Annotated in this window: 17 protein-coding genes; 11 read left to right on the top strand and 6 right to left on the bottom strand. The window is 53.6% G+C overall.

What is annotated here, in order from left to right:
* Positions 1–51 precede the first annotated feature (51 nt).
* The 9 genes from ACNQ6O_RS07515 to cobA all read left to right on the top strand — a co-directional run bounded on the left by ACNQ6O_RS07515 (position 52) and on the right by cobA (position 11038).
* Positions 52–717 carry an SPOR domain-containing protein gene (locus ACNQ6O_RS07515; RefSeq protein ID WP_418052625.1) on the top strand — a complete coding sequence of 222 codons (666 nt, stop codon included), beginning with the start codon at positions 52–54 and terminating at the stop codon, positions 715–717.
* Positions 718–810: 93 nt separating this feature from the next.
* Positions 811–1380: a CvpA family protein gene (locus tag ACNQ6O_RS07510; protein ID WP_418052624.1), complete on the top strand. Its 570-nt coding sequence runs from the start codon at positions 811–813 to the stop codon at positions 1378–1380.
* Between the two features lie 34 nt (positions 1381–1414).
* Complete coding sequence (gene purF, locus ACNQ6O_RS07505) at positions 1415–2956, top strand: amidophosphoribosyltransferase (protein ID WP_418052623.1); 1542 nt, start codon at positions 1415–1417, stop codon at positions 2954–2956.
* Positions 2957–2983: 27 nt separating this feature from the next.
* Positions 2984–4207 carry an O-succinylhomoserine sulfhydrylase gene (locus ACNQ6O_RS07500; protein WP_418052622.1) on the top strand — a complete coding sequence of 408 codons (1224 nt, stop codon included), beginning with the start codon at positions 2984–2986 and terminating at the stop codon, positions 4205–4207.
* Between the two features lie 23 nt (positions 4208–4230).
* On the top strand, positions 4231–6813 hold the full coding sequence (locus tag ACNQ6O_RS07495; protein WP_418052621.1) for a DNA translocase FtsK: 2583 nt from the start codon (positions 4231–4233) through the stop codon (positions 6811–6813).
* A gap of 10 nt (positions 6814–6823) precedes the next feature.
* A complete protein-coding gene (gene lolA, locus ACNQ6O_RS07490) occupies positions 6824–7471 on the top strand; it encodes an outer membrane lipoprotein chaperone LolA (protein ID WP_418052620.1) in 648 nt (215 codons plus the stop codon).
* Positions 7471–8805, top strand: coding sequence for a replication-associated recombination protein A (locus tag ACNQ6O_RS07485; protein ID WP_418052619.1), 1335 nt, complete (start codon positions 7471–7473; stop codon positions 8803–8805). Before lolA ends, ACNQ6O_RS07485 begins: the two co-directional genes overlap by 1 nt.
* A 113-nt stretch (positions 8806–8918) precedes the next feature.
* Positions 8919–10193 (top strand): serine--tRNA ligase, encoded by a 1275-nt coding sequence (serS, locus tag ACNQ6O_RS07480; protein ID WP_418052618.1) that lies wholly within the window; start codon positions 8919–8921, stop codon positions 10191–10193.
* On the top strand, positions 10190–11038 hold the full coding sequence (gene cobA / locus ACNQ6O_RS07475) for a uroporphyrinogen-III C-methyltransferase (protein ID WP_418052617.1): 849 nt from the start codon (positions 10190–10192) through the stop codon (positions 11036–11038). Before serS ends, cobA begins: the two co-directional genes overlap by 4 nt.
* Positions 11039–11097: 59 nt before the next feature.
* Here the strand turns inward: cobA and ACNQ6O_RS07470 are convergent, their stop codons facing one another.
* Positions 11098–12171, bottom strand: a complete 1074-nt coding sequence (locus tag ACNQ6O_RS07470) for a 3-deoxy-7-phosphoheptulonate synthase (RefSeq protein ID WP_418052616.1) — start codon at positions 12169–12171, stop codon at positions 11098–11100.
* Between the two features lie 178 nt (positions 12172–12349).
* Between ACNQ6O_RS07470 and ACNQ6O_RS07465 the strand changes: the two genes are divergently transcribed.
* The gene (locus ACNQ6O_RS07465; RefSeq protein ID WP_418052615.1) at positions 12350–14188 is read left to right on the top strand and encodes a DUF1631 family protein; all 1839 of its coding nucleotides are present in this window, start codon (positions 12350–12352) and stop codon (positions 14186–14188) included.
* A complete protein-coding gene (locus tag ACNQ6O_RS07460) occupies positions 14188–14604 on the top strand; it encodes a PilZ domain-containing protein (RefSeq protein ID WP_418052614.1) in 417 nt (138 codons plus the stop codon). The genes ACNQ6O_RS07465 and ACNQ6O_RS07460 overlap by 1 nt, the downstream gene beginning before the upstream one ends.
* A gap of 49 nt (positions 14605–14653) precedes the next feature.
* On the opposite strand, the gene ACNQ6O_RS07455 is transcribed toward ACNQ6O_RS07460, so the two are convergent.
* From ACNQ6O_RS07455 to ACNQ6O_RS07435, 5 genes are all read right to left on the bottom strand, one after another.
* The gene (locus ACNQ6O_RS07455; protein ID WP_418052613.1) at positions 14654–15439 is read right to left on the bottom strand and encodes an enoyl-ACP reductase FabI; all 786 of its coding nucleotides are present in this window, start codon (positions 15437–15439) and stop codon (positions 14654–14656) included.
* A gap of 67 nt (positions 15440–15506) precedes the next feature.
* Complete coding sequence (locus ACNQ6O_RS07450) at positions 15507–17105, bottom strand: ABC transporter ATP-binding protein (protein WP_418052612.1); 1599 nt, start codon at positions 17103–17105, stop codon at positions 15507–15509.
* Position 17106: 1 nt separating this feature from the next.
* Positions 17107–18126, bottom strand: coding sequence for an ABC transporter permease (locus ACNQ6O_RS07445; protein WP_418053358.1), 1020 nt, complete (start codon positions 18124–18126; stop codon positions 17107–17109).
* A 5-nt stretch (positions 18127–18131) separates the two neighbouring features.
* Complete coding sequence (locus ACNQ6O_RS07440; protein ID WP_418052611.1) at positions 18132–19217, bottom strand: microcin C ABC transporter permease YejB; 1086 nt, start codon at positions 19215–19217, stop codon at positions 18132–18134.
* 46 nt (positions 19218–19263) lie between these two features.
* A complete protein-coding gene (locus ACNQ6O_RS07435; protein WP_418052610.1) occupies positions 19264–21093 on the bottom strand; it encodes an extracellular solute-binding protein in 1830 nt (609 codons plus the stop codon).
* Between the last annotated feature and the right edge of the window lie 5 nt (positions 21094–21098).

Below are 21098 nucleotides of genomic sequence, written 5' to 3'. Positions count from 1 at the left end.
TGACGCAGTTACTATCGAACTCAAATAGGTTGGCATAGGGAGTTCTTTCAGGTGGACGGATTAAAACAACGGATCATTGGTGCTTTGGTTCTGATCTCCCTAGCTGTCATCTTTGTGCCGATGATTTTTGATGAGCCCCATTCGCAACGAAAAACCACGTCAATTACCATCCCGGAAGAGCCTCCATTCCCCGAGGTAGATATGCCGGCCGAGCCATCGGGTGATGCGATTGGTTATGAAGTGACTTCAGGGAATGGATCGTCCGTCACTGGGAGTTCGGAGCAAGCGCCAGGATTCCGAATTATTGAAGAAGAGAAGCCACAAAGAGCGACGGTTGCAGCGCAGTCTGAGTCAGTCCAGAGCGCTCCCGTTAAGCAAGCTGAGGCTGGCTCAGTAACTGAAACGGTGCGGCCTTCACAGCCAGAACAGGTGCCGGCGAAGCCCGCCGATGAAAAGGCCGAATTCACTCGTACCTTGGAAGGCGCTTGGGTTGTTCAGTTAGGCAGCTTTGGAAACGAAGGTAATGCACGGCGGTTGCGCGACAACGTGATCGAAATGGGTTTTGGTGCTCATCTACAGCAATTTTCCAGCGGCGACAAGACACTAACCCGCGTCTTTAGTGGTCCCTTCGTGAGTCGTGCCGATGCCGACCAAGCCAAGGCCAAGCTGGATCAAAAGTTCGGTCTGAAAAGTCTGGTGACCCAAGGCGGAAAATAATTCCGCCGGAAACAGAATTATCTTAAGACGAGAGTTTGGTGCGCTCTCGTTTCCTGTTAGAATTCCCCCTTCGTTTTCTCCACCGGGTTGTTCATGGAATCGCTGATCTGGATTGACTGGGTCATCATTGCCCTCATTTCTGTTTCCACGCTCATCAGTCTGAAGCGGGGGTTCGTTCGCGAAGCTCTGTCATTGGTGACCTGGATTGGTGCATTCATCATCGCCCGTACGTTTCACCCGCAGATGCAGGCACTTCTCGAGTCATCCGTCGAGACACCACTGGTTCGTTTGGTTGCTGCATTCGCTATTCTGTTTTTCGGTACCCTGATCGTAGGTGCCATCGTCAATAATCTTATCGGCCATTTGGTTCGGGCAACCGGGCTTTCCGCTACCGACCGAGTGTTGGGTATGGGGTTTGGATTACTCCGTGGCGTGGTGGTTGTTATTGTTGGCATTGCCTTCACTCGTTATACGCCGCTGGCGCAAGATACTTGGTGGCAGTCATCCGTCATGATCGATCGTCTGGCGGTGGTTGAGGACTGGTCTCGACGCACCTTTGGTGACGAATTTGCCCGCTTTCTGGGGCCGGCAGATAGCAGTTCAGCTAATACAGAAGCACCCAGTGAACCGGAAGGCGTGGAACCCACGTCCGCCTCTCGCTAACATTCAGTTCTAACACTCGGAGAATCTTCCAGCCATGTGTGGCATTGTCGGTATTGTCAGTACTTCTAACGTCAATCAGATGCTTTATGACGCATTGACCGTTCTACAGCACCGTGGCCAGGATGCGGCGGGTATTGTTACCTTCCAGGATGACCGTTTCTTTTTGCGTAAAGATAACGGCTTGGTGCGGGATGTGTTCCATACTCGCCATATGCGCCGTTTGGTCGGGAATGTGGGCATTGGGCATGTTCGTTATCCGACAGCCGGCAGCTCCAGTTCTGCTGAAGCCCAGCCGTTTTACGTGAACAGCCCTTACGGTATCACGCTTGCTCATAACGGCAATCTGACGAATGCCGACGAATTGAGCAGTGACCTGTTCCGTACGGATCTTCGCCACATCAACACCAATTCCGATTCGGAAGTCTTGTTGAACGTCTTTGCACATGAGCTGCAGAAACTAGGAAAGCTGGACCCGACTAAAGACGAAATTTTTGCTGCCGTCCGCGCCGTTCATAAGCGCTGCCGTGGTGCTTATGGCGTTATCGCCATGATTACGGGCTACGGCATTGTTGGTTTCCGAGACCCTAACGGTATTCGTCCGGCTTGTTACGGTGTTCGTGAGAGTGAAAGCGGTCAGAAAGAGTACATGATCGCTTCCGAGAGTGTGGCTCTGAATGCAGCCGGATTCACTCTGGTTCGGGACATCGAACCTGGCGAAGCTGTCTATATCGAAACAGACGGCACGCTATACTCGGAGCAGTGTGCCGAGTCGCCCAAGCTGTATCCATGTATCTTCGAGCACGTGTACTTTGCTCGTCCTGATTCCATTATGGACGGCGTGTCTGTGTATAAAGCCCGTCTGCGGATGGGTGAAGTGCTGGCTGATAAAGTATTGCGAGAGCGCCCGGACCACGATATTGACGTAGTGATTCCGATTCCGGACACCAGCCGTACTTCTGCCATGCAAATGGCGTATCAGCTCGGTGTTAAATACCGTGAAGGCTTCATCAAGAATCGCTATATCGGCCGGACGTTCATCATGCCTGGTCAAAAAATGCGGAAAAAGTCGGTACGCCAAAAACTCAACCCAATCGATCTGGAGTTCCGTGGCAAGAACGTCATGTTGGTAGACGACTCCATTGTTCGTGGTACCACCTGTAAAGAAATTGTTCAGATGGCTCGAGACGCCGGAGCGCGCAACGTTTATTTTGCCTCTGCTGCGCCGCCTGTTCGGTACCCGAACGTGTACGGTATCGACATGCCGTCGGCTTCAGAGCTGATCGCCCACAACCGCACGGTTGAAGAGGTTGGTGAGCTGATTGGTACGGACTGGCTGGTTTATCAGGAACTGGATGATCTGATCGCCTGTGTTAGCGACGTGAATGATGACATCAACGGTTGGGAATGCTCTGTCTTCAGTGGTAATTACATCACCGGAGATATCGACAAAGAGTACCTCACACGCCTTGAAAATCGTCGCAAGGACAGCAGCAGCTCCAACTCAGGCATGTCTGATGTGGACTCTGATTCCGACTCGGATAACGACAATATTGACCTGCATAATGACGAAGACTGATCACAGCGCTTGGACCAGGAGAATGCGATGAGCCACGGACATGAAGAACACCTTTGGATCCCGGAGTCCGATCTGGAAGGGATGTCCGTTGATACGCTGTCGGTCAGGGCAGGGCAGATTCGTACGGGGCAGCTGGAGCACAGTGACGCAATATTCCCAACGTCGAGCTTCGTCTACGGCAGTGCCGCACAGGCTGCTGCGCGGTTTGGTGGGGAAGAAGCGGGGAATATCTACTCGCGCTTCACTAACCCAACGGTTCAGGCGTTTGAGGGTCGGATCGCTGCAATGGAAGGGGGCGAAAAAGCCGTAGCGACAGCTTCTGGCATGGCCGCCATTCTGAGCACCTGTATGTCGCTGCTCAAAACCGGCGATCACGTGATTTGTTCGCGGGGCGTTTTCGGAACCACGAACGTGTTGTTTCAGAAATATATGGCGCGGTTTGGTGTCGAAACGACGTTTGTCAGCCTGACTGATGTGAGTGCGTGGCAGGCGGCTGTTCGACCTGAAACCAAGATGTTATTTATCGAAACGCCATCGAATCCGCTCTGTGAAGTTGCTGACATGGATGCTCTTTCTTCTTTGGCCCACGCAAACGATGCGTTGTTCGTTGTCGATAACTGCTTCTGTACGCCTATTTTGCAGCGGCCGCTGGAACACGGTGCGGATCTGGTTATTCACTCAGCGACCAAGTACCTGGATGGGCAAGGTCGCTGTGTTGGCGGTGTCGTTGTTGGGCCTGCCAAGTACCTCGACGAAGTTTACGGTTTTATCCGCTCAGCCGGGCCCACCATGAGCCCGTTTAATGCCTGGGTTTTCCAGAAAGGTCTTGAAACCTTACCGATCCGTATGCGAGCTCACTGTGACAATGCGTTAGAGTTGGCTAAGTGGTTGGAAACACAGCCATCGGTTGAAAAGGTCTTTTATGCGGGGCTGGAAAGTCATCCTCAGCATGAGTTGGCCAAAAAACAGCAAAGCGGGTTCGGTGGCATGGTGTCGTTTACGGTCAAAGGCGGCAGGGAACAAGCCTGGCGGTTTATTGATGGCACAAGAATGATTTCCATCACGGCGAACTTGGGTGATGTGAAAACAACAATCACCCACCCGGCGACAACCACGCACGGGCGCCTTGCTCCTGAAGATAAAGTGCAGGCAGGTATTACTGAAAATCTGATCCGGCTGTCAGTTGGCATTGAAGCCATTGACGACCTGAAAACTGATCTCGCACGGGGTTTTCAGGCGTTGGAAGACTAAACTTACATACGGTTTGAGCATTCATGGCGGAATCCGCTAAAGCGAAGAAATCTGTACCAACGGAACTCACAGACAAACAAAAGCGCTTTCGCCGCTTGATGGCCCAAGGAGCTCGTGAGGGGGCTGTTCTCGGCCTCATCGTGCTGTGTATTTATCTGGCCATGGCGCTGTTTACGTTTAGCCATTCAGACCCGGGTTGGGCCAGCATCGGCCATGAAACCAACGTAGAAAATTACGCCGGTCGCACGGGGGCTTGGCTTGCAAGTCTGTTAATGGACTTTTTCGGGCACGTCTCCTGGCTATTCCCAGTCATGGTGGCAGGCTATGCCTTCATGCTCATTCGCTTGCGCCACCAGCCACTGGACCTGCACTGGCCGTTGTTTATGGTGCGTTTTGGCGGATTCGTTCTGATTCTGCTTTCTGCCACTAGTTTGTTGTCTTTGTATTCCTTGTTTGGCCTGGGTATGTCCTCCGGCGGGGTTTTAGGTAAGGCCGTGTCTGAGGCGATGGTACGGTTCTTCAACCTGCCAGCAACCACGCTCTTGTTGATTGCAATTTTCTTGTTTGCCCTGACCGTAACGATTGGCCTTTCATGGTTCCGTTTGATGGATCGGGTGGGTGGCCTGACGCTCAAAGCGGCCTTGGCCATTAGTGCATTCTTCAAGAATCAGACCGCTAAAGCCGGTCGTACAGAGAAGTCGCAGACAGTGGCTGAACCTCAACCGCCTGTAGTGCACAGCCAGTCCCGGTTGACAGCGTCGGCATCTAAGTCGGAATCCTCCTCAAAGACGCCTTGGTGGCGTCGTCTATTTGCGAAAAAAGACCGCGCAGCTAAACAAGATCCGAATACCAAGTCGCATAAGCAGCGCAACGAACCGGCTCTGGAAGGTCGGCCAACCGCTGAGCCTGAGCCTTCGGAGGTGGAGAGCTTTAGCTCCCGCGACGTAGAACCTATTGCGCCTAAACCGGCGGCCAAGAACCCCGAGAAGCCACTAAGCCGCGCGCTTAAGATAGCACCTTTCAAAAAAGACGATCAGGGGGCCTCGGTTAAGAAAAAAGGCAACAGTAAACAAGGCTCGCTGCTGGAAGATATTGAAAGCCCGATTCCACCAATTACCTTATTGGACCCACCCGAAGAGCATCAGGTGAGCGGTTATTCAGAGGAATCACTGGAGCATATGTCGCGCTTGCTGGAAGAGAAGCTAGCCGATTTCGGTGTATCCGTGGAAGTGGTCGAGGTGAACCCCGGCCCCGTGATTACACGGTTTGAAATCAAGCCGGCCGCAGGAGTTAAGGTCAGCAAGATCTCGAATCTTGCCAAAGACCTTGCACGCTCGTTAGCGGTGCTAAGTGTGCGTGTGGTTGAAGTTATTCCGGGCAAGTCGGTGGTCGGTATTGAAATACCGAACGAAACCCGAGAGATGGTTCGTTTAAGTGAAGTGCTGAGTGCTCGTGTGTTCAAGGAGTCTTCGTCTCCCATCACGCTTGCCTTGGGTAACGATATCGGCGGTAACCCGATGGTCGCTAACCTGGCGAAGATGCCTCACCTGCTGGTAGCGGGCACGACAGGCTCGGGTAAGTCGGTGGGGGTGAACGCCATGCTGCTGAGCATGCTGCTCAAGGCAGGCCCAGAAGACGTTCGCTTTATCATGGTCGACCCGAAGATGCTGGAGCTGAGCATCTACGATGGCATTCCGCATTTGCTGGCGCCTGTGGTCACCGATATGAAAGAAGCAGCTAATGCACTTCGCTGGTGTGTCGCTGAAATGGAGCGTCGATATCGCCTTATGGCGAGCTTGGGCGTGCGTAATTTGGCGGGCTACAACAAGAAAGTAAAAGACGCTCGGGCCGAGGGAGAGCCCTTGCTTGATCCTCTCTGGAAGCCTGATGAGCATCTCTTAAATGATGAACAGGAGCGCCCGGAACTGGAGACCTTGCCGTTCATCGTCGTCGTGATCGATGAATTTGCCGATATGATGATGATTGTCGGTAAAAAGGTTGAAGAGCTGATTGCGCGGATTGCCCAAAAAGCCCGTGCTGCCGGCATCCATCTGATCCTGGCCACTCAGCGGCCTTCGGTTGACGTGATTACCGGTTTGATCAAAGCCAACATTCCAACGCGGATCTCGTTTCAGGTCTCCTCTAAAATCGACTCCAGAACAGTACTGGATCAGGGCGGGGCAGAGCAGCTTCTCGGGCACGGGGATATGTTGTACTTGCCGCCCGGTTCCGGTCTGCCAGTGCGTGTGCATGGCGCCTTTGTGGACGATGATGAAGTTCATCGTGTGGTCAGTGCGTGGAAGGCTCGAGGCGAGCCGGAATACGTTGATGACGTGCTGAGTGGTGCCGAAGGAGAACATTTGCCAGGCGTACCCACGTTGAGTGAAGGTGGTGGTGGCGATGAAGGCGATGCTCTATTTGATGAGGCGGTCGCGTTCGTGACAGAAAATCGCAGGGTTTCGATATCCTCGGTTCAGCGTAAATTCAAAATTGGCTATAACCGTGCCGCCAACCTGGTGGATGCAATGGAAGCTGCAGGTGTAGTCAGTGCGGCGGGCCACAATGGCGCCAGAGAAGTTCTGGCACCGCCGCCCCCAAGAGACTAGGAGCGTTATTATGAGTCGATTTGTGTTCTTTCTGATTGCGAGTTTGCTACTCACGTTCACCGCCGGTGCAGCTCATGCTGAGGGCGCCTCGGCTGGAGCAGCGGAGGAGCTGTCATCGATCCTGAGAAGCTATGAAACGTACCAGGCTGATTTTATTCAAATCGTCGTAGGTGAAAACGGCGGCCGTGTTCAAGAAACCCGGGGCTCTCTCAAAGCCAAGAGGCCCGGCCTGTTTTACTGGGAAACAGCCGCTCCCTTGTCGCAGTTTATCGTGAGCGATGGCGAAACCGTTGAGGTTTATGACCCTGATCTTGAACAGGTGACGATCCACAAACTGGATGATCGCGTTCAGAGTACGCCAGCACTGCTGTTAAGTGGCGAAGTCGATAACCTGGACGAAACTTATGAGGTCAGCCAGCGCCGAATCGGAGAATTGACTCGGGAGTTTACTCTGGTACCTAGAGGTGCAGACTCTTTGTTTGTATCACTGCGCCTGAGTTTTTTCGATGGCGAGCTGCAAGAAATGAGAATGGAAGATTCGCTGGCGCAGATCAGCATTCTCAGCTTCGACTCCATTGAACTGAACAAGGATGTCGATCAAAGTGCCTTCACGTTGGAGTATCCCGAGGAGGTTGACGTCATTCGGGACGGTGCCTGATGCAGGACAGTTTGCTTCAGCCAGAGGTCGGGTTTCAGCCTCTGGCTGCCAGAATGCGCCCGAGGACCCTTGCTGACTACGTTGGGCAGGCACATCTGGTTGGCGAAGGTAAGCCGCTGCGCAGGGCAGTGGAGCAGGGCCAGCTGCACTCCATGATCTTGTGGGGGCCGCCCGGAGTCGGGAAGACGACTTTTGCTCAATTGTTGGCGAACGTTGGCGAGTTAACGTTCGAAACCTTGTCGGCGGTGCTCAGCGGCGTAAAAGAAATCCGCGAAGTTGTCGATCGCGCAAAACATCGCAAGCAGGCACAAGGCAGTGACACACTTCTTTTTGTGGATGAGGTGCACCGCTTCAATAAAAGTCAGCAGGATGCCTTCCTACCCCATATTGAAGATGGCACCTTCATCTTTGTCGGCGCTACGACAGAAAACCCCTCATTCGAACTTAACAGCGCTCTGCTGTCCCGTACTCGGGTTTACGTGCTCAAAAATCTCGAATCCGCGGACATTCTCACCTTGCTGGAGCGTGCGCTTACCAGTGAAGAAGGCTTTGCGGGTTCATTAAAGGTTGAGCCTTCTGTGCTGGGCACCATGGCTTCGGCTTCAGGAGGCGATGCTCGCCGTGCGTTGAACATTCTAGAAGTGGCTGCAGATCTCGCGGAACCGGACGAGCAAGGAAACGACCGGGTTCTGCCTTCGACGCTTGAACAGGTTCTGCAAACAAGCTTGCGCAGGTTTGATAAAGGCGGTGATGTTTTTTACGACCAGATCTCGGCGTTGCACAAGTCCATACGAGGTTCAAGTTCAGACGGCGCTCTGTATTGGCTGTGCAGAATGCTGGATGGCGGCTGTGATCCGCTTTACATCGCAAGAAGGCTCGCCAGAATCGCCAGCGAAGACATAGGTAATGCGGACCCCAGAGCGCTGCAGATTGCATTGCAGGCTTGGGATGCGCAGGAGCGGTTAGGCTCGCCGGAAGGGGAGTTGGCACTGGCTCAAGCGGCTACTTATTTGGCCATGGCTCCTAAAAGTAATGCGGTTTACACCGCGTTCAATCAATGTATGGCGGATATCAAGAGCGACCCCGATTACGACGTGCCAGTGCATTTACGGAATGCGCCAACCAAGCTGCTCAAAAGCATGGGGCACGGCGAAGAGTATCGGTATGCTCACGATGAGCCGGATGCCTATGCTGCGGGGGAGAAATACCTGCCAGAAGCGATCCATCAGCGTCGCTACTATGAACCCGTTATGCGGGGTCTGGAAATCAAACTCGCCGAAAAGCGTCAGCGCCTGGAGGCTCTCGACCAGCAAAGTGCTGTGAAACGCTATTGATTGGCTGCGCCTTGATTTGCCTCAGTGCTCAGGTCAATGGTGGCCAGCAAACTCACGGCGGGTATAATGTTCGCCTATTCACCCATTCGTTAACTGGATAATTCAGGAACACCATGCTCGATCCCAAACGTGTCCGTTCACAGACTGAAGAGATCGCCCGCCGGCTGGCCATTAAAAACTTTGAGCTCGACGTAGCTACTTTCGAGCAGCTGGAAGAGCGCCGCCGAGCCATTCAGGTTCGTACCGAGACGCTGCAGAGCGAGCAGAACAAACGTTCCAAGTCGATTGGCAAAGCCAAGGCGGCCGGTGAAGACATCAAACCGCTGCTGGATGAAGTTGAAAGCCTAAAGCAGCAGCGTAGCGAAGCGGAAGATGAACTGCGTTCCGTACAGGAAGCTCTGAATGCGTTTTTGGCCGGTATCCCGAACGTGCCGGACGAAGATGTCCCTCCCGGAAAGAGCGAAGACGACAACGTTGAAACCCGTGTTTGGGGAACGCCCAGAGAATTTGATTTCGAGCCGAAAGATCACGTTGCTTTGGGTGAAGCCATTAACGGTCTCGATTTTGAGAAAGCGACCAACCTGGCGCACTCCCGTTTCGCGGTCATGCGTGGTCAGTTGGCCCGGCTGCATCGTGCCTTGGCTCAGTTCATGCTCGATTTGCACACAGGCGAGCACGGTTACACCGAAACCTATGTGCCGTACTTAGTGAACGGAAATGCTCTTTTTGGCACCGGTCAGCTCCCCAAATTTGAAGAGGATCTGTTCCGCACGGAAGGTGATAATCCTTTGTATCTGATCCCGACAGCGGAAGTGCCCGTCACGAATCTAGTGGCTGATACGATTCTGGACGATGCCGAATTGCCATTGAGAATGGTGGCGCATACCCCGTGTTTCCGCAGTGAGGCTGGCTCATACGGCCGCGATGTGCGTGGCATGATCCGCCAGCATCAGTTCGACAAAGTGGAGTTGGTTCAGGTGGTTCGCCCTGAAGAGTCCAGCGCAGCCTTGGAAGAGCTGACAGGTCATGCAGAAAAAGTATTGCAGTTGCTTGGGTTGCCGTATCGCATGGTCACCCTGTGTGGCGGCGATATGGGCTTCTCTGCGGTCAAGACCTACGATCTTGAGGTTTGGCTCCCGGGCCAGGGTAAATACCGTGAGATATCCTCTTGCTCCAACACCCGTGATTTCCAGGCGCGCCGCATGCAGGCTCGTTGGCGTAATCCGGAAACCGGAAAGCCCGAGCCGGTGCATACTCTGAACGGTTCTGGCTTGGCGGTAGGCCGGGCGATGATTGCGGTTATGGAAAATTATCAGCAGGCTGACGGAAGCATTGTTGTTCCGGAGGTTCTTAAGCCCTATATGGGAGGCGTTGAGCGCATCCAATGAGCCGACAAACCGAGGTGCCAGGGAAAGGTATAAAGGTTGGGGCGGGGCCAGTCCGCTACAAACCTAATCCGGTGACGGATAATCCGAACAATTCTGCCGGCGAGGTAGCTCTTGTTGGAGCTGGCCCCGGTGATCCAGAACTGCTCACGCTGAAAGCCTGGCGATTGATTCAGTCGGCTGAAGTGGTGCTATACGACAGTCTGGTGTCGCCTGAAATCATGGCGTTGATTCCGGAGCAGGTCGAGAAGATCCACGTAGGTAAGAAACGAGCGAACCATACTTTGCCGCAGGGGCAAATTAATCAGCGTTTAGTGGATTTGGCGAAGGAAGGGTATCGGGTTGTCCGCCTTAAAGGAGGCGACCCGTTCATTTTTGGTCGTGGTGGAGAAGAAATCGAAACCTTGGCGGCCGCAGGGATACGCTTTCAGGTGGTGCCGGGTATCACCGCCGCATCGGGCTGCGCAGCCTACTCCGGTATTCCGCTGACGCATCGTGATCACGCCCAATCCGTGCGCTTTATCACCGGCCACTTGAAAGATGATACCTGCAATTTACCATGGTCGGACTTTGTTCAGAATAACCAGACGCTGGTGTTCTATATGGGATTGGTAGGGCTACCGATCATCTGCCGTGAACTGATAGCCCATGGAATGGATTCGAGCATGCCTGTAGCGTTAGTTTCCAAGGGCACAACTCCGGAACAGAAAGTAGTTACTGGCACTTTGGACAACATTGCTGAGTTGGTTAAAAGCAGCGGGGTTCAGGCGCCAACCATCGTGATAATCGGCCACGTGGTCAGTTTGAGAAGGAAGTTGGACTGGCTGGGGTGTGAATCGGTTAATTGATCAGTTTATTGATTGCTAAATAAGGCCCGGGGTTGTTCAGCCTCCGGGCCTTATTCGTTTTACGCGCCGCGCTTTGGTAGCACGTCCTTCAGCTTTTCGCGCATTTCACGAATCGCTTTTTCAGTTGTTTCCCAGTCGATACACGCGTCCGTGATGGATACGCCGTATTTCAGGTCTTCGAGATTTTCGGGGATAGACTGGTTGCCCCAGTTGATGTTGCTCTCCACCATCAAACTCTGAATCGAGTTGTTACCTTCTATGATTTGACGAGTAACGTCCTGCATAACCAGAGGTTGAATGCCGGGGTCCTTGTTGGAGTTGGCGTGGCTGCAATCCACCATGATGGATTTCCGTAGCCCGGCTTTTTCCAAGGCACGTTCGCACAATGCAACATTCACCGAGTCGTAGTTTGGTTTGCCGCCGCCACCACGAAGAACCACGTGGCCGTAGTTGTTGCCCTTGGTGCGGATAATGGCGCCGCGGCCTTGCTGATCAATACCCAGGAAGCTGTGAGGGTGCGATACAGAGTTCATCGCATTCACGGCCACGTCCAGATTGCCGTCGGTCCCGTTTTTGAAGCCGATGGCCATAGACAGTCCGCTGCTCATTTCACGGTGTGTCTGCGACTCAGTGGTACGCGCACCAATCGCCGACCAGGCAATGGTATCTTGCAGATACTGAGGTGAGATCGGATCAAGCGCTTCGGTGGCTGCTGGCAAGCCCATTTCGTTGATATCCAACAACAGGCGACGCCCGATATGAAGACCCTGCTCAATATCAAAGGTGTCGTTCAGGTGTGGGTCGTTGATCAGACCTTTCCAACCAACCGTGGTGCGGGGCTTTTCGAAATAGACGCGCATCACAAGAAGCAGGGTGTCGCTGACTTCGTCCGCCAGTTTTGCCAGTCGGCTGGCGTATTCTCTTGCGGCTTCGGGATCGTGGATGGAGCAGGGGCCAACAACGATAAACAATCGCTTATCTTTGCCGTCCATGATGTCATAAATGGCCTGACGGCCTGACGCGACAGTATCTGCAGCCTTGTCAGATAATGGCAGTTCTGCTTTCAAGGCTTCAGGAGTAATCAGTTGTTCCTGGCTGGCCACGTTCAGGTTTTCCAGTTTCTTGCCCGACATCTTGTTGTAGTTCCCCAACTCAAATCGTTACGTCACCGAAACAACTCCGTGTCGCTTTGCTCGGTGATTGAAGATAAACACGAATGGCGCCGGTACACGGTTGCAGCAAACCCCGGCGAGTTGGTTATACTGCGTTATTTGAAGGCCCTTTTCAACGATTCCAGACAACAGGCACCGGATGTCCCCTACGGCAAAGCAGCCACAGGCAGTACCGATCTCGCATAAAGAGGTTGCTGCCCGAATCAATCAGGTTCTCAACGGCATTCGCGTACCGGACCTGCCATACCCCACCGGAAAATCCGCACCGGAGGCGATACCGGATTGGCGACCTTTGCTTTTGTCCTGTTGGTCCGAGCAGCGGGATGAGCGTGTTACCCATGTTTTGCGGTCGGTCCAGATTGACTGGAGTGTTCGGCAGGTTAATGCCGCGTACTTGGCGGATCGTATTATGGATGTCTTTCTGAATACGAGTGGGCTTCATACTTCGTTGGTTAGTCGTATCGCCCGGCTGAGGTTCTGGTTCGCATGGCGGGTCGGTGAAGATGGCGGAGCGGGGTTCCCTCTTGTGGTGTTGAAATGGCTCGACCATTTGCAGGAGTGGCGCGGATGGAGCGACAACGGTGGCCGGTCTTCTCGTGTATTGCTGGAGTTGCTCGACAGCTTGGTCATCGCCGTGGCCGGTAGCTTTGAAGGGGGCTCAACCGAACCTGTCGAGGCGTACTGCAGGCACTGGCTTGATGATAGTCTGAAGAGGCTTGGTCAGGTCGATAAGCTACGTCAAAGGTTGTCCGAAACTGAACGAGGTTTATCTCGTCAGCGCCATGCGGAACAGATAGCAAAGGCGCTGGTGGGCAGAGCACTCAAGGGCCGGCATTTGCCCATCGTTATTGCCCGGTTCGTGATGGACGACTGGATTTCTGTGCTTAAACAAAGCGTGCTGGCGGACGGTGAGGAAAGCGAGCTGTGCCGACACGCCAATAAGATTCTTGAGTGGTTGGTGTGGGCTGGCGACCCTGAACTGTCCGATAAAGACCGAAGTAAGTTGTACCGAGTTGGTGAACAGCTTGGGGATCTGATCCACGATGTATGGCGCCGTGCCTTGGGACAGGACATACCTGTAGCAAAGATTGATGCGATCAATGCCGTTATTGTCGACAGGATTAAAGGCGAAACAATCGAGCTTGAATTAGCCTTGCCTGGTAGTGATGACTTTATTTGGGATGCCAGTTCGCTGGACCGAAAGGCGGTGAAGGCCACTGACATTGAATTCTATCTGGATCATTGGTTTGTAAAAGGCGAGGGGGTAGACGAGCAGCGGCGCTTTTTCTTTACGTTTCTGCCTGACAGCCAAGAGATTGTCTGGACCAACGGTGCCGGCGTAAAACTCGGCTTGCAGGCTTGGTCTGAATTTCAGCAAGAACTGGAGGCCAAGACGCTGCGGCTTTTACCTGATTTAAAACCATTTGGCGAGGTTATGGAGGAAACGATACTCCTCGTGGCAAACGTCTGTGATAAGCAGCAACAACAGCGAGAGCAAGCCGCACGAGAAGTTCGCGCGAGAGTTGAGGCGTTGCGTCGAGAAAAAGAAGAGGCGCAGCGTTTGGCAGCAGAGCAACAAGCCGCTCAAGAAGCCATGATTGAACGCCTGCGGGCCGAAGCCGAGCAACAACGGATTGCCGATGAAAAACTGGAATCAGAGAGGTTGATGCGTGAGGCTGAAACGGAAGCGGCACGGCAGATCGAGCAACTCGGGCTTGAAGGGTGGATCGTGCTGGATCGGGAGCCGACCAAGGGCGAGCCTCTGCGTCTGAAATTAGCCGTTAAAATTGCGGCTTCCGGAAAGTTTGTGTTTGTCGATCGGTTGGGGCTTAACCGCCATCAGTTCATGCGGGACGAATTGCTAACCGGCGTCGTCAATGGAACGATCAGGATACTTGGCGGCGGAGCGGCGTTTGATGACACTCTCAGTCGTGTCGTTGGCAGAATCCGGGGCAGCCGGAATGGAGGGAGTGTGTGATGGACAAATATTACAGTTTTGGTCGGGAAGCTTCCTTGCCTGACGGAGCTGATAAACGTGAAGATTATCGCTTGTCAGCTCGGGCAACGGCGCGGCTGCGTGTTGAGTCCGCTGAGCCTATCGAGTTCGGTGATGAATCATTGGAGGCCTCGGTCCGAACGTGCGAAGTCAGGGATCTCTCCGCAAGCGGCATGAGTCTGGTGACTATGGAACCGTTACACGCGGGCTCTCTGTTGGCAGCCGAGATCCATTTGTCTGCACAGAAGAAATCGTTTCGACTCATGGTTGAAGTTGTGTGGAGCAAGAAAGAAGAGGGTAGCCGGCATTTGAATGGCGTACGGGTGTTCGATTCGGATGAAACGGATTATCTAAACTGGCTTGAAGCTGTGGCTGAAGCTTTTTCGGGTTCAGAATAAAAAAAGCCGGCATGACGCCGGCTTTTTTGTTTGCTTGGGCGGAAAGACTTTAGTCTTCCAGTTCGCCCATACCGGTGATATTGAAACCACCGTCAACGTAGAGAATCTCACCTGTGATACCGGATGCCAGGTTTGAGCACATGAACGCGGCGGCGTTGCCCACTTCTTCAGTCGTCACATTGCGGCGCAGAGGTGCGCGCTTGGCATTCTCTGCCAGCATGCGGCGGAAGCTCTTGATGCCCGAGGCCGCCAGAGTCTTGATAGGCCCAGCAGAGATACCGTTCACACGAATGCCTTCCTTGCCCAGGCTCGCCGCCATATAGCGAACATTCGCCTCCAGAGAGGCCTTGGCGAGGCCCATGACGTTGTAGTTCTGCAGAACCTTTTCAGCGCCCAGATAGCTCAGGGTCAGAAGACTGCTGCCTTCGTGCATCATTTTACGGGCGCCTTTCGCCAAGGCGACAAAGCTGTAAGAGCTGATGTCGTGGGCGATGCGGAAACCGTCACGAGTGGTCACATCAACGTAATTACCATCCAGCTCGTGGCCAGGCGCGAAGCCAACGGCGTGAATAATGATGTCGATGTTGTCCCAGTGCTTGCCAAGCTCGGTGAAAACATGTTCGATCTCTTCATCACTCGCGACGTCGCAGGGGATGGTGATGTTGCTTCCCCACTGCTCGGCAAACTTTTCCACGCGGGACTGAAGTTTTTCATTCTGGTACGTAAAGGCCAGTTCGGCGCCTTCACGAGCAAAGGCTTCGGCGATGCCATAAGCGATGGAATGTTTACTGGCAACACCAACAATCAGTGCTTTCTTACCACTGAGAATACCCATGGGTATCGACTCCCTATGTTCCTTGATTTTGGCGCATTATCCCTGACCCGAGTCAAAGGGGCTAATGTCAATTGGTCGTAGTACTGTAGAAAAACGCTGCGTTAAGCAGCTCCTTCGTATAGTTTTCTTGGGGAGCTCGGAAGATAGCTTCCGCGACCCCATATTCAACAATCTCGCCTTGTTGTAGCACGAGCAGCTTGTGGCTGAGCGCACGGACGACATTCAGGTCATGGCTTATAAAAATATAGCTTAGCCCATACTGCGCCTGAAGTTCTTGCAGCAACTCAATTACTTGCTTCTGAACCGTCCGGTCGAGCGCTGATGTGGGCTCGTCCAAAATGATCACGTCGGGCTGCAAAACGAGCGCACGAGCGATAGCAATGCGCTGGCGCTGGCCACCGGAAAATTCGTGGGGGTAGCGATGCCGCGCTTCGGGGTCGAGCCCGACATCCTTCAGCGCCTGAATAACCTTGGCATCGTGTTGTTCGGCATTGGATTGGTCGTGAATCTGAAGCCCTTCTTTGATGATTTCAGCCACTGACATGCGAGGGCTCAAACTGCCAAACGGGTCTTGGAATACAATCTGAATGCGGCGTCGCCAAGGCCGGAACTGTTTCTGAGACAGGGGCGATAAATCGGTGCCGTCGAGTCGAATGGAGCCGGTGCTGCCGGTCAGTTTGAGCAGCGCATGGCCGATGGTGGTTTTGCCGCTACCGCTTTCACCTACGATGCCCAAGGTCTCACCGCGCCCTAGGTCGAGGCTGACATCTTTCACCGCGTGAAAGCTCTTGGTGACTTTACCCAGCAGGTTTTTCTTAAGGGTGAATGATACGTTCAGTCCCGCAACGTCCAGTAAAGCCTTAGCTTCGACCCGCGGGGCCACGGGCTGTTGCGGAGGCTCTGCATCAATTAATGTACGTGTATACGGATGCTCAGGCGCGGTGAACAATCGATCAGTCTCGGCTTCTTCAACCTTGATACCTTTCTCCATGACCAGTACCCGGTCGGCATATCGCCTGACAAGGCTCAGATCATGAGTAATCAGCAGCATCGCCATACCAAGCTTTTGCTGAAGTGATTTCAGAAGTTCCAGAACCTGTTTCTGTACCGTCACATCCAGTGCGGTGGTCGGCTCGTCGGCGATCAGCAGCTCAGGTTCGTTAGCCAGAGCCATGGCAATCATCACCCGCTGTTTTTGTCCGCCGGAAAGCTGGTGAGGGTAACTCGCAAGACGTCGCTCGGGGTTTGGAATGCCGACCAGCTCAAGAAGTTCGATACAACGTGCACGGGCTTGCGGTCCGCGCATGCCCAGATGGACTTGTAAGGTTTCTGAAATTTGCTTCTCAACGGTGTGAAGTGGATTGAGCGAGGTCATCGGTTCTTGGAAAATCATACTGATTTTCCGGCCCCGGATCTTCTTCATGGCCTTTTCGGAAGCCTTGAGAACGTTCGTGCCTTCAAACAGGATTTTTCCGGACGGATAACTGACGTGCCGCTCGTCCAGCAGCCGAAGTACCGAAAGAGCAGAGACCGATTTTCCGGACCCGCTTTCACCCACCACAGCCAGTGTCTCGCCCGAGTTTATCGACAGAGAAAGGTTCTGAACGGCGAGAGGACCGTTATCGAACTGAATGGATAGGTCCGAGATGGTTAACAGGGCGCTCATATCAATTCTTTCTCGGGTCAAATGCATCACGCACAGCTTCTCCGGTAAAGACCAGCAGAGTCAGCATGAGTGACAAGGAAACAAAGGCTGAAATGCCCAGCCACGGAGCATGTAGATTGGCTTTACCCTGAGCAATCAGCTCGCCCAGTGAGGGAGAGCCCGAGGGCAAGCCAAAGCCAAGAAAATCAAGCGAGGTCAGACTGGTAATGGCGCCCGCTAGAATAAAGGGTAGAAAGGTCAGGGTGGCGACCATGGCGTTCGGTAACACATGGCGGAACATGATATGCCGGTTCTCCAAGCCCAAAGCTCGCGCCGCGCGTACGTACTCAAAATTGCGGGCTCTGAGGAATTCAGCTCGAACGACATCTACGAGCCCCATCCAGCTGAACAGCAACATAATGCCTAGAAGCCACCAGAAGTTGGGTTGAACAATGGCCGACAGAATGATCAGTAAGTAGAGCATGGGTAACCCTGACCAGATTTCCAGAAACCGCTGCCCGAGAAGGTCTATCTTGCCGCCGTAATAGCCCTGAATGGCACCCACAGCCACGCCGATGAGGCAGCTGACCAGTGTCAGTGTCAGACCAAATACCACTGAAATCCTGAAACCGTAAATCACTCTGGCGGCTACATCGCGCCCCTGATCGTCTGTGCCAAGCCAGTTGACGGAGCTCGGTGGTGCGGGTGAGGGCACGTCCAGATTGAAGTTGATCGTGTTGTAACTAAACGGGATCGGAGGCCATATCATCCAGCCGTTGGCATTGATCTCGTCTGCTATAAAACTGTCCCGGTAATCCGTCTCGGTCGGAAGGAAGCCACCGAAGGTTTCCTCTGGGATGGTCTGGGCGACCGGGAAATACCAATCGCCGTTGTAAGACACGAACAACGGCTTGTCGTTGGCGATCAATTCTGCACCGAGACTGATGCCGAATATCAGCAAAAACAGCCAAAGGGACCAAAATCCGCGGCGGTTATTGCGAAAGTTACGTACCCGGCGCCGCTGAATGGGCGAGAGCTTAATCACGATTACGCGCCCTCCCGGCTTTCAAAGTCGATGCGCGGATCAACCAGAACATAGGTTATGTCGCTGATCAGTTTTAGCAGAAGCCCCATGAGGGTAAAGATATAAAGCGTTCCGAAGATAACTGGGTAATCACGGTTCAGTGCGGCTTCAAAGCCGAGCAAACCCAGACCATCGAGCGAGAAGATTACCTCGATCAGCAACGAACCGGTAAAAAACAGAGACACCAGTACGCCGGGTAAGCTGGCGATGACGATTAACATGGCGTTACGGAATACGTGGCCGTAAAGCACTTGTTTTTCATCCAGACCTTTCGCTCGGGCAGTCACCACGTATTGCTTGCCTATCTCATCGAGAAAAGAGTTTTTGGTCAGTAAGGTGAGGGTGGCAAAACCGCCGATGACGTTTGCGGTGACGGGCAGGGCCAAGTGCCAGAAGTAGTCAGCTATTTTTTGGTACCAGGTCATGGTGTCAAAGTCGGGTGAGGTGAGGCCTCTCAACGGAAACCAATCAAAGTAGCTGCCGCCAGCAAACAGGACAATTAACAGAATGGCAAACAGGAACCCAGGTATGGCGTAGCCCACTACGATGGCCGAACTGCTCCAGACATCGAAGCGGGAGCCATCGGTGACGGCTTTTCGAATACCTAGAGGAATGGATATCAGGTAGATAACCAGTGTTGACCAGAGACCGAGGGAAATCGACACAGGCATCTTATCGATGACGAGCTCCACCACTGAGCGGTCCCGAAAGAAGGAGTCGCCGAAGTCAAAGGTGGCGTAATCCTTCAGCATTCCCAGAAAACGCTCGTGTGCGGGTTTGTCGAATCCGTACCGGGTTTCCATCTCTGCGAGGAGTTCCGGAGGCAGCCCCCGCGCCCCTCGGCTTTCTCCCGAGGCAGCGGAAACTTCTCCGCCCATATCGCCGCCACCCGCTCTGGCCAGCGCATTACCGCCGAGGCCTTCCATTTCGGCAATGAGCTGCTCAATGGGGCCGCCGGGAGCTGCCTGCACAATAATGAAATTGAGTAGCATTATTCCGACCAGCGTCGGAATAATGAGCGCCAATCGACGAAGTATGTATGTACCCATCTAGGGAAGGAATCCTTTCATGACGGCTTGGTTCGGAATGGGCCGCTCAGCGGGCCACCCACCAGTTGTTAAGATCGATACCGCTTTTAGGGGTAACGTCGGGCCGTTCAAGATGGTTCCAGTAGGCCACTCTGTCTTTACTCAGGTGCCAGTGAGGTATCACGTAATGGCCATGCAGCAACACATGGTCGAGGGCGCGGACTCGATGCACCAATTCATCGCGGTCCGGCGCTTGAATCACCATGTCCACTAACTGATCAACGACGGGGTCGTTCACGCCAATGGTATTGCGGGAGCCCTCGACATCAACATTCGTTGAGTGCCAGTAGTCCCTCTGTTCGTTGCCCGGCGAGTCTGACTGGGGCAGCACTTGGGTGATCATGTCGAAATCGAAGCTGCGTACACGGCGGATATACTGACTGGTATCCACAAGACGCACAGTGACATCGATGCCCAGTTTCTTCAGGTTTTGCGTAAACGGCAGGACCACGCGCTCAAAGCTTTTCTGTGCCAGCAGGATTTCAAAGGCCAGGGGCTTACCGGTTTCGTTGTTCACCATCTTTCCGTTACGGATGCTGTAGCCGGCTTCAGTCAGCAGCTTAAGGGCTTGTTTAAGGTTGTCACGAACGGTCCTGGATTTTCCGGTGTCGGGTGGTGTGTACACTTTGTTGAACACGTCCGGGCTCAGCTGATCACGGAAAGGCTCAAGAATCTCCAGAGTGCGTCCGGTTGGGAGGCCGCTTGAGGCAAGCTCACTATTATCGAAGTAACTGTCTGTGCGGCTGTACTGGCCAAAGAATAGGTTTCGGTTTGCCCATTCGAAATCAAACCCGTACGCCAAGGCTTCCCGAACTTTGGGATTTTTAAAGACGGCTTTGCGGGTGTTGAACACGAATCCCTGCATGCCGGTAGGACGGTGATGCTCGATGGCGGCCTTGGCAATGGAGCCGTTCTCGAAGGGCGTGCCGCTATAGGCAGTGGCCCAATTCTTTGCGGACGTTTCCTGGCGGAAGTCAAAGTTACCCGCTTTGAAGGATTCCAGTGCGACCGTATCGTCGCTGTAGTATTCGTAGGTAATTTTGTTGAAGTTAAACCGGCCCTTGCGAACCGGAAGATCGGCTGCCCAGTAATCGGGCACGCGCTCAAAAGTCAGGGCACGACCGGCATCGAACGATGCAATGCGATAAGGGCCACTGCCTACGGGAACGTTCAGGCCGTTACCCTCGAATTCACGATCTTGCCAATAGTGCGCCGGAAGAATAGGCATTTGTCCGATAATTAGCGGCAACTCGCGGTTTTCAGTATCTCCAAAATCAAAACGAACGCGGTGATCATTTTCTACTGAGACGTTTTGTATATCGGAGTAGTAATTACGGTAGAAGGGATGGCCTTCAGTGGTCAGGATGCGGAACGAAAAAGCCACATCGTCGGCGGTGATGGGCTCGCCGTCCTGAAAGCGGGCTTCTTCCCGCAAATTGAAGATGACGTAGCTTCTGTCCTCGGGTACTTCGAGGCTTTCTGCGATCAGCCCGTAAGCGGAAAAGGGCTCATCATCGGATGACTCCATCAGCGTGTCGTAAACGTAGGTGCTGATACCGGCTGCGGCAACGCCTCTGACAACAAATGGGTTAAAACTGTCGAAACCGTTTGCGACGACGCTCAGTTTCAGGTGGCCGCCTTTTGGGGCTTCTGTGTTTATATAATCAAAATGACTGAAATCTGGGGAGTATTTCACCGCCCCGTGCATGGCAATTCCGTGCACGGGGGCGGGCGTTTCCGGGGCTTGACTGTCTGCGTATGAAACAAAAGAAGTGACCACTAAGGCCAGCGACGTAACCAGTCCTGTCAGACTCGGTGCTTTACGTATTTTTGTCATAGTTC

Source organism: Marinobacter sp. SBS5 (assembly GCF_048285575.1).
Taxonomy (GTDB): domain Bacteria; phylum Pseudomonadota; class Gammaproteobacteria; order Pseudomonadales; family Oleiphilaceae; genus Marinobacter.
Note: the sequence above shows the minus strand (reverse complement) of the source record. Positions and strands in the feature narration are given on the sequence as shown.

What these genes read in the sequence shown, in the direction of transcription:
- ACNQ6O_RS07510 (WP_418052624.1), top strand. Translation starts at nt 811, where the DNA reads ATGGAATCGCTGATCTGGATTGACTGGGTCATCATTGCCCTCATTTCT.
- ACNQ6O_RS07455 (WP_418052613.1), bottom strand. Translation starts at nt 15,439, where the DNA reads ATGGGTATTCTCAGTGGTAAGAAAGCACTGATTGTTGGTGTTGCCAGT.
- cobA (WP_418052617.1), top strand. Translation starts at nt 10,190, where the DNA reads ATGAGCCGACAAACCGAGGTGCCAGGGAAAGGTATAAAGGTTGGGGCG.
- ACNQ6O_RS07495 (WP_418052621.1), top strand. Translation starts at nt 4,231, where the DNA reads ATGGCGGAATCCGCTAAAGCGAAGAAATCTGTACCAACGGAACTCACA.
- ACNQ6O_RS07465 (WP_418052615.1), top strand. Translation starts at nt 12,350, where the DNA reads ATGTCCCCTACGGCAAAGCAGCCACAGGCAGTACCGATCTCGCATAAA.
- ACNQ6O_RS07485 (WP_418052619.1), top strand. Translation starts at nt 7,471, where the DNA reads ATGCAGGACAGTTTGCTTCAGCCAGAGGTCGGGTTTCAGCCTCTGGCT.
- ACNQ6O_RS07460 (WP_418052614.1), top strand. Translation starts at nt 14,188, where the DNA reads ATGGACAAATATTACAGTTTTGGTCGGGAAGCTTCCTTGCCTGACGGA.
- serS (WP_418052618.1), top strand. Translation starts at nt 8,919, where the DNA reads ATGCTCGATCCCAAACGTGTCCGTTCACAGACTGAAGAGATCGCCCGC.
- purF (WP_418052623.1), top strand. Translation starts at nt 1,415, where the DNA reads ATGTGTGGCATTGTCGGTATTGTCAGTACTTCTAACGTCAATCAGATG.
- ACNQ6O_RS07440 (WP_418052611.1), bottom strand. Translation starts at nt 19,217, where the DNA reads ATGGGTACATACATACTTCGTCGATTGGCGCTCATTATTCCGACGCTG.
- ACNQ6O_RS07450 (WP_418052612.1), bottom strand. Translation starts at nt 17,105, where the DNA reads ATGAGCGCCCTGTTAACCATCTCGGACCTATCCATTCAGTTCGATAAC.
- ACNQ6O_RS07435 (WP_418052610.1), bottom strand. Translation starts at nt 21,093, where the DNA reads ATGACAAAAATACGTAAAGCACCGAGTCTGACAGGACTGGTTACGTCG.
- ACNQ6O_RS07470 (WP_418052616.1), bottom strand. Translation starts at nt 12,171, where the DNA reads ATGTCGGGCAAGAAACTGGAAAACCTGAACGTGGCCAGCCAGGAACAA.
- ACNQ6O_RS07500 (WP_418052622.1), top strand. Translation starts at nt 2,984, where the DNA reads ATGAGCCACGGACATGAAGAACACCTTTGGATCCCGGAGTCCGATCTG.
- lolA (WP_418052620.1), top strand. Translation starts at nt 6,824, where the DNA reads ATGAGTCGATTTGTGTTCTTTCTGATTGCGAGTTTGCTACTCACGTTC.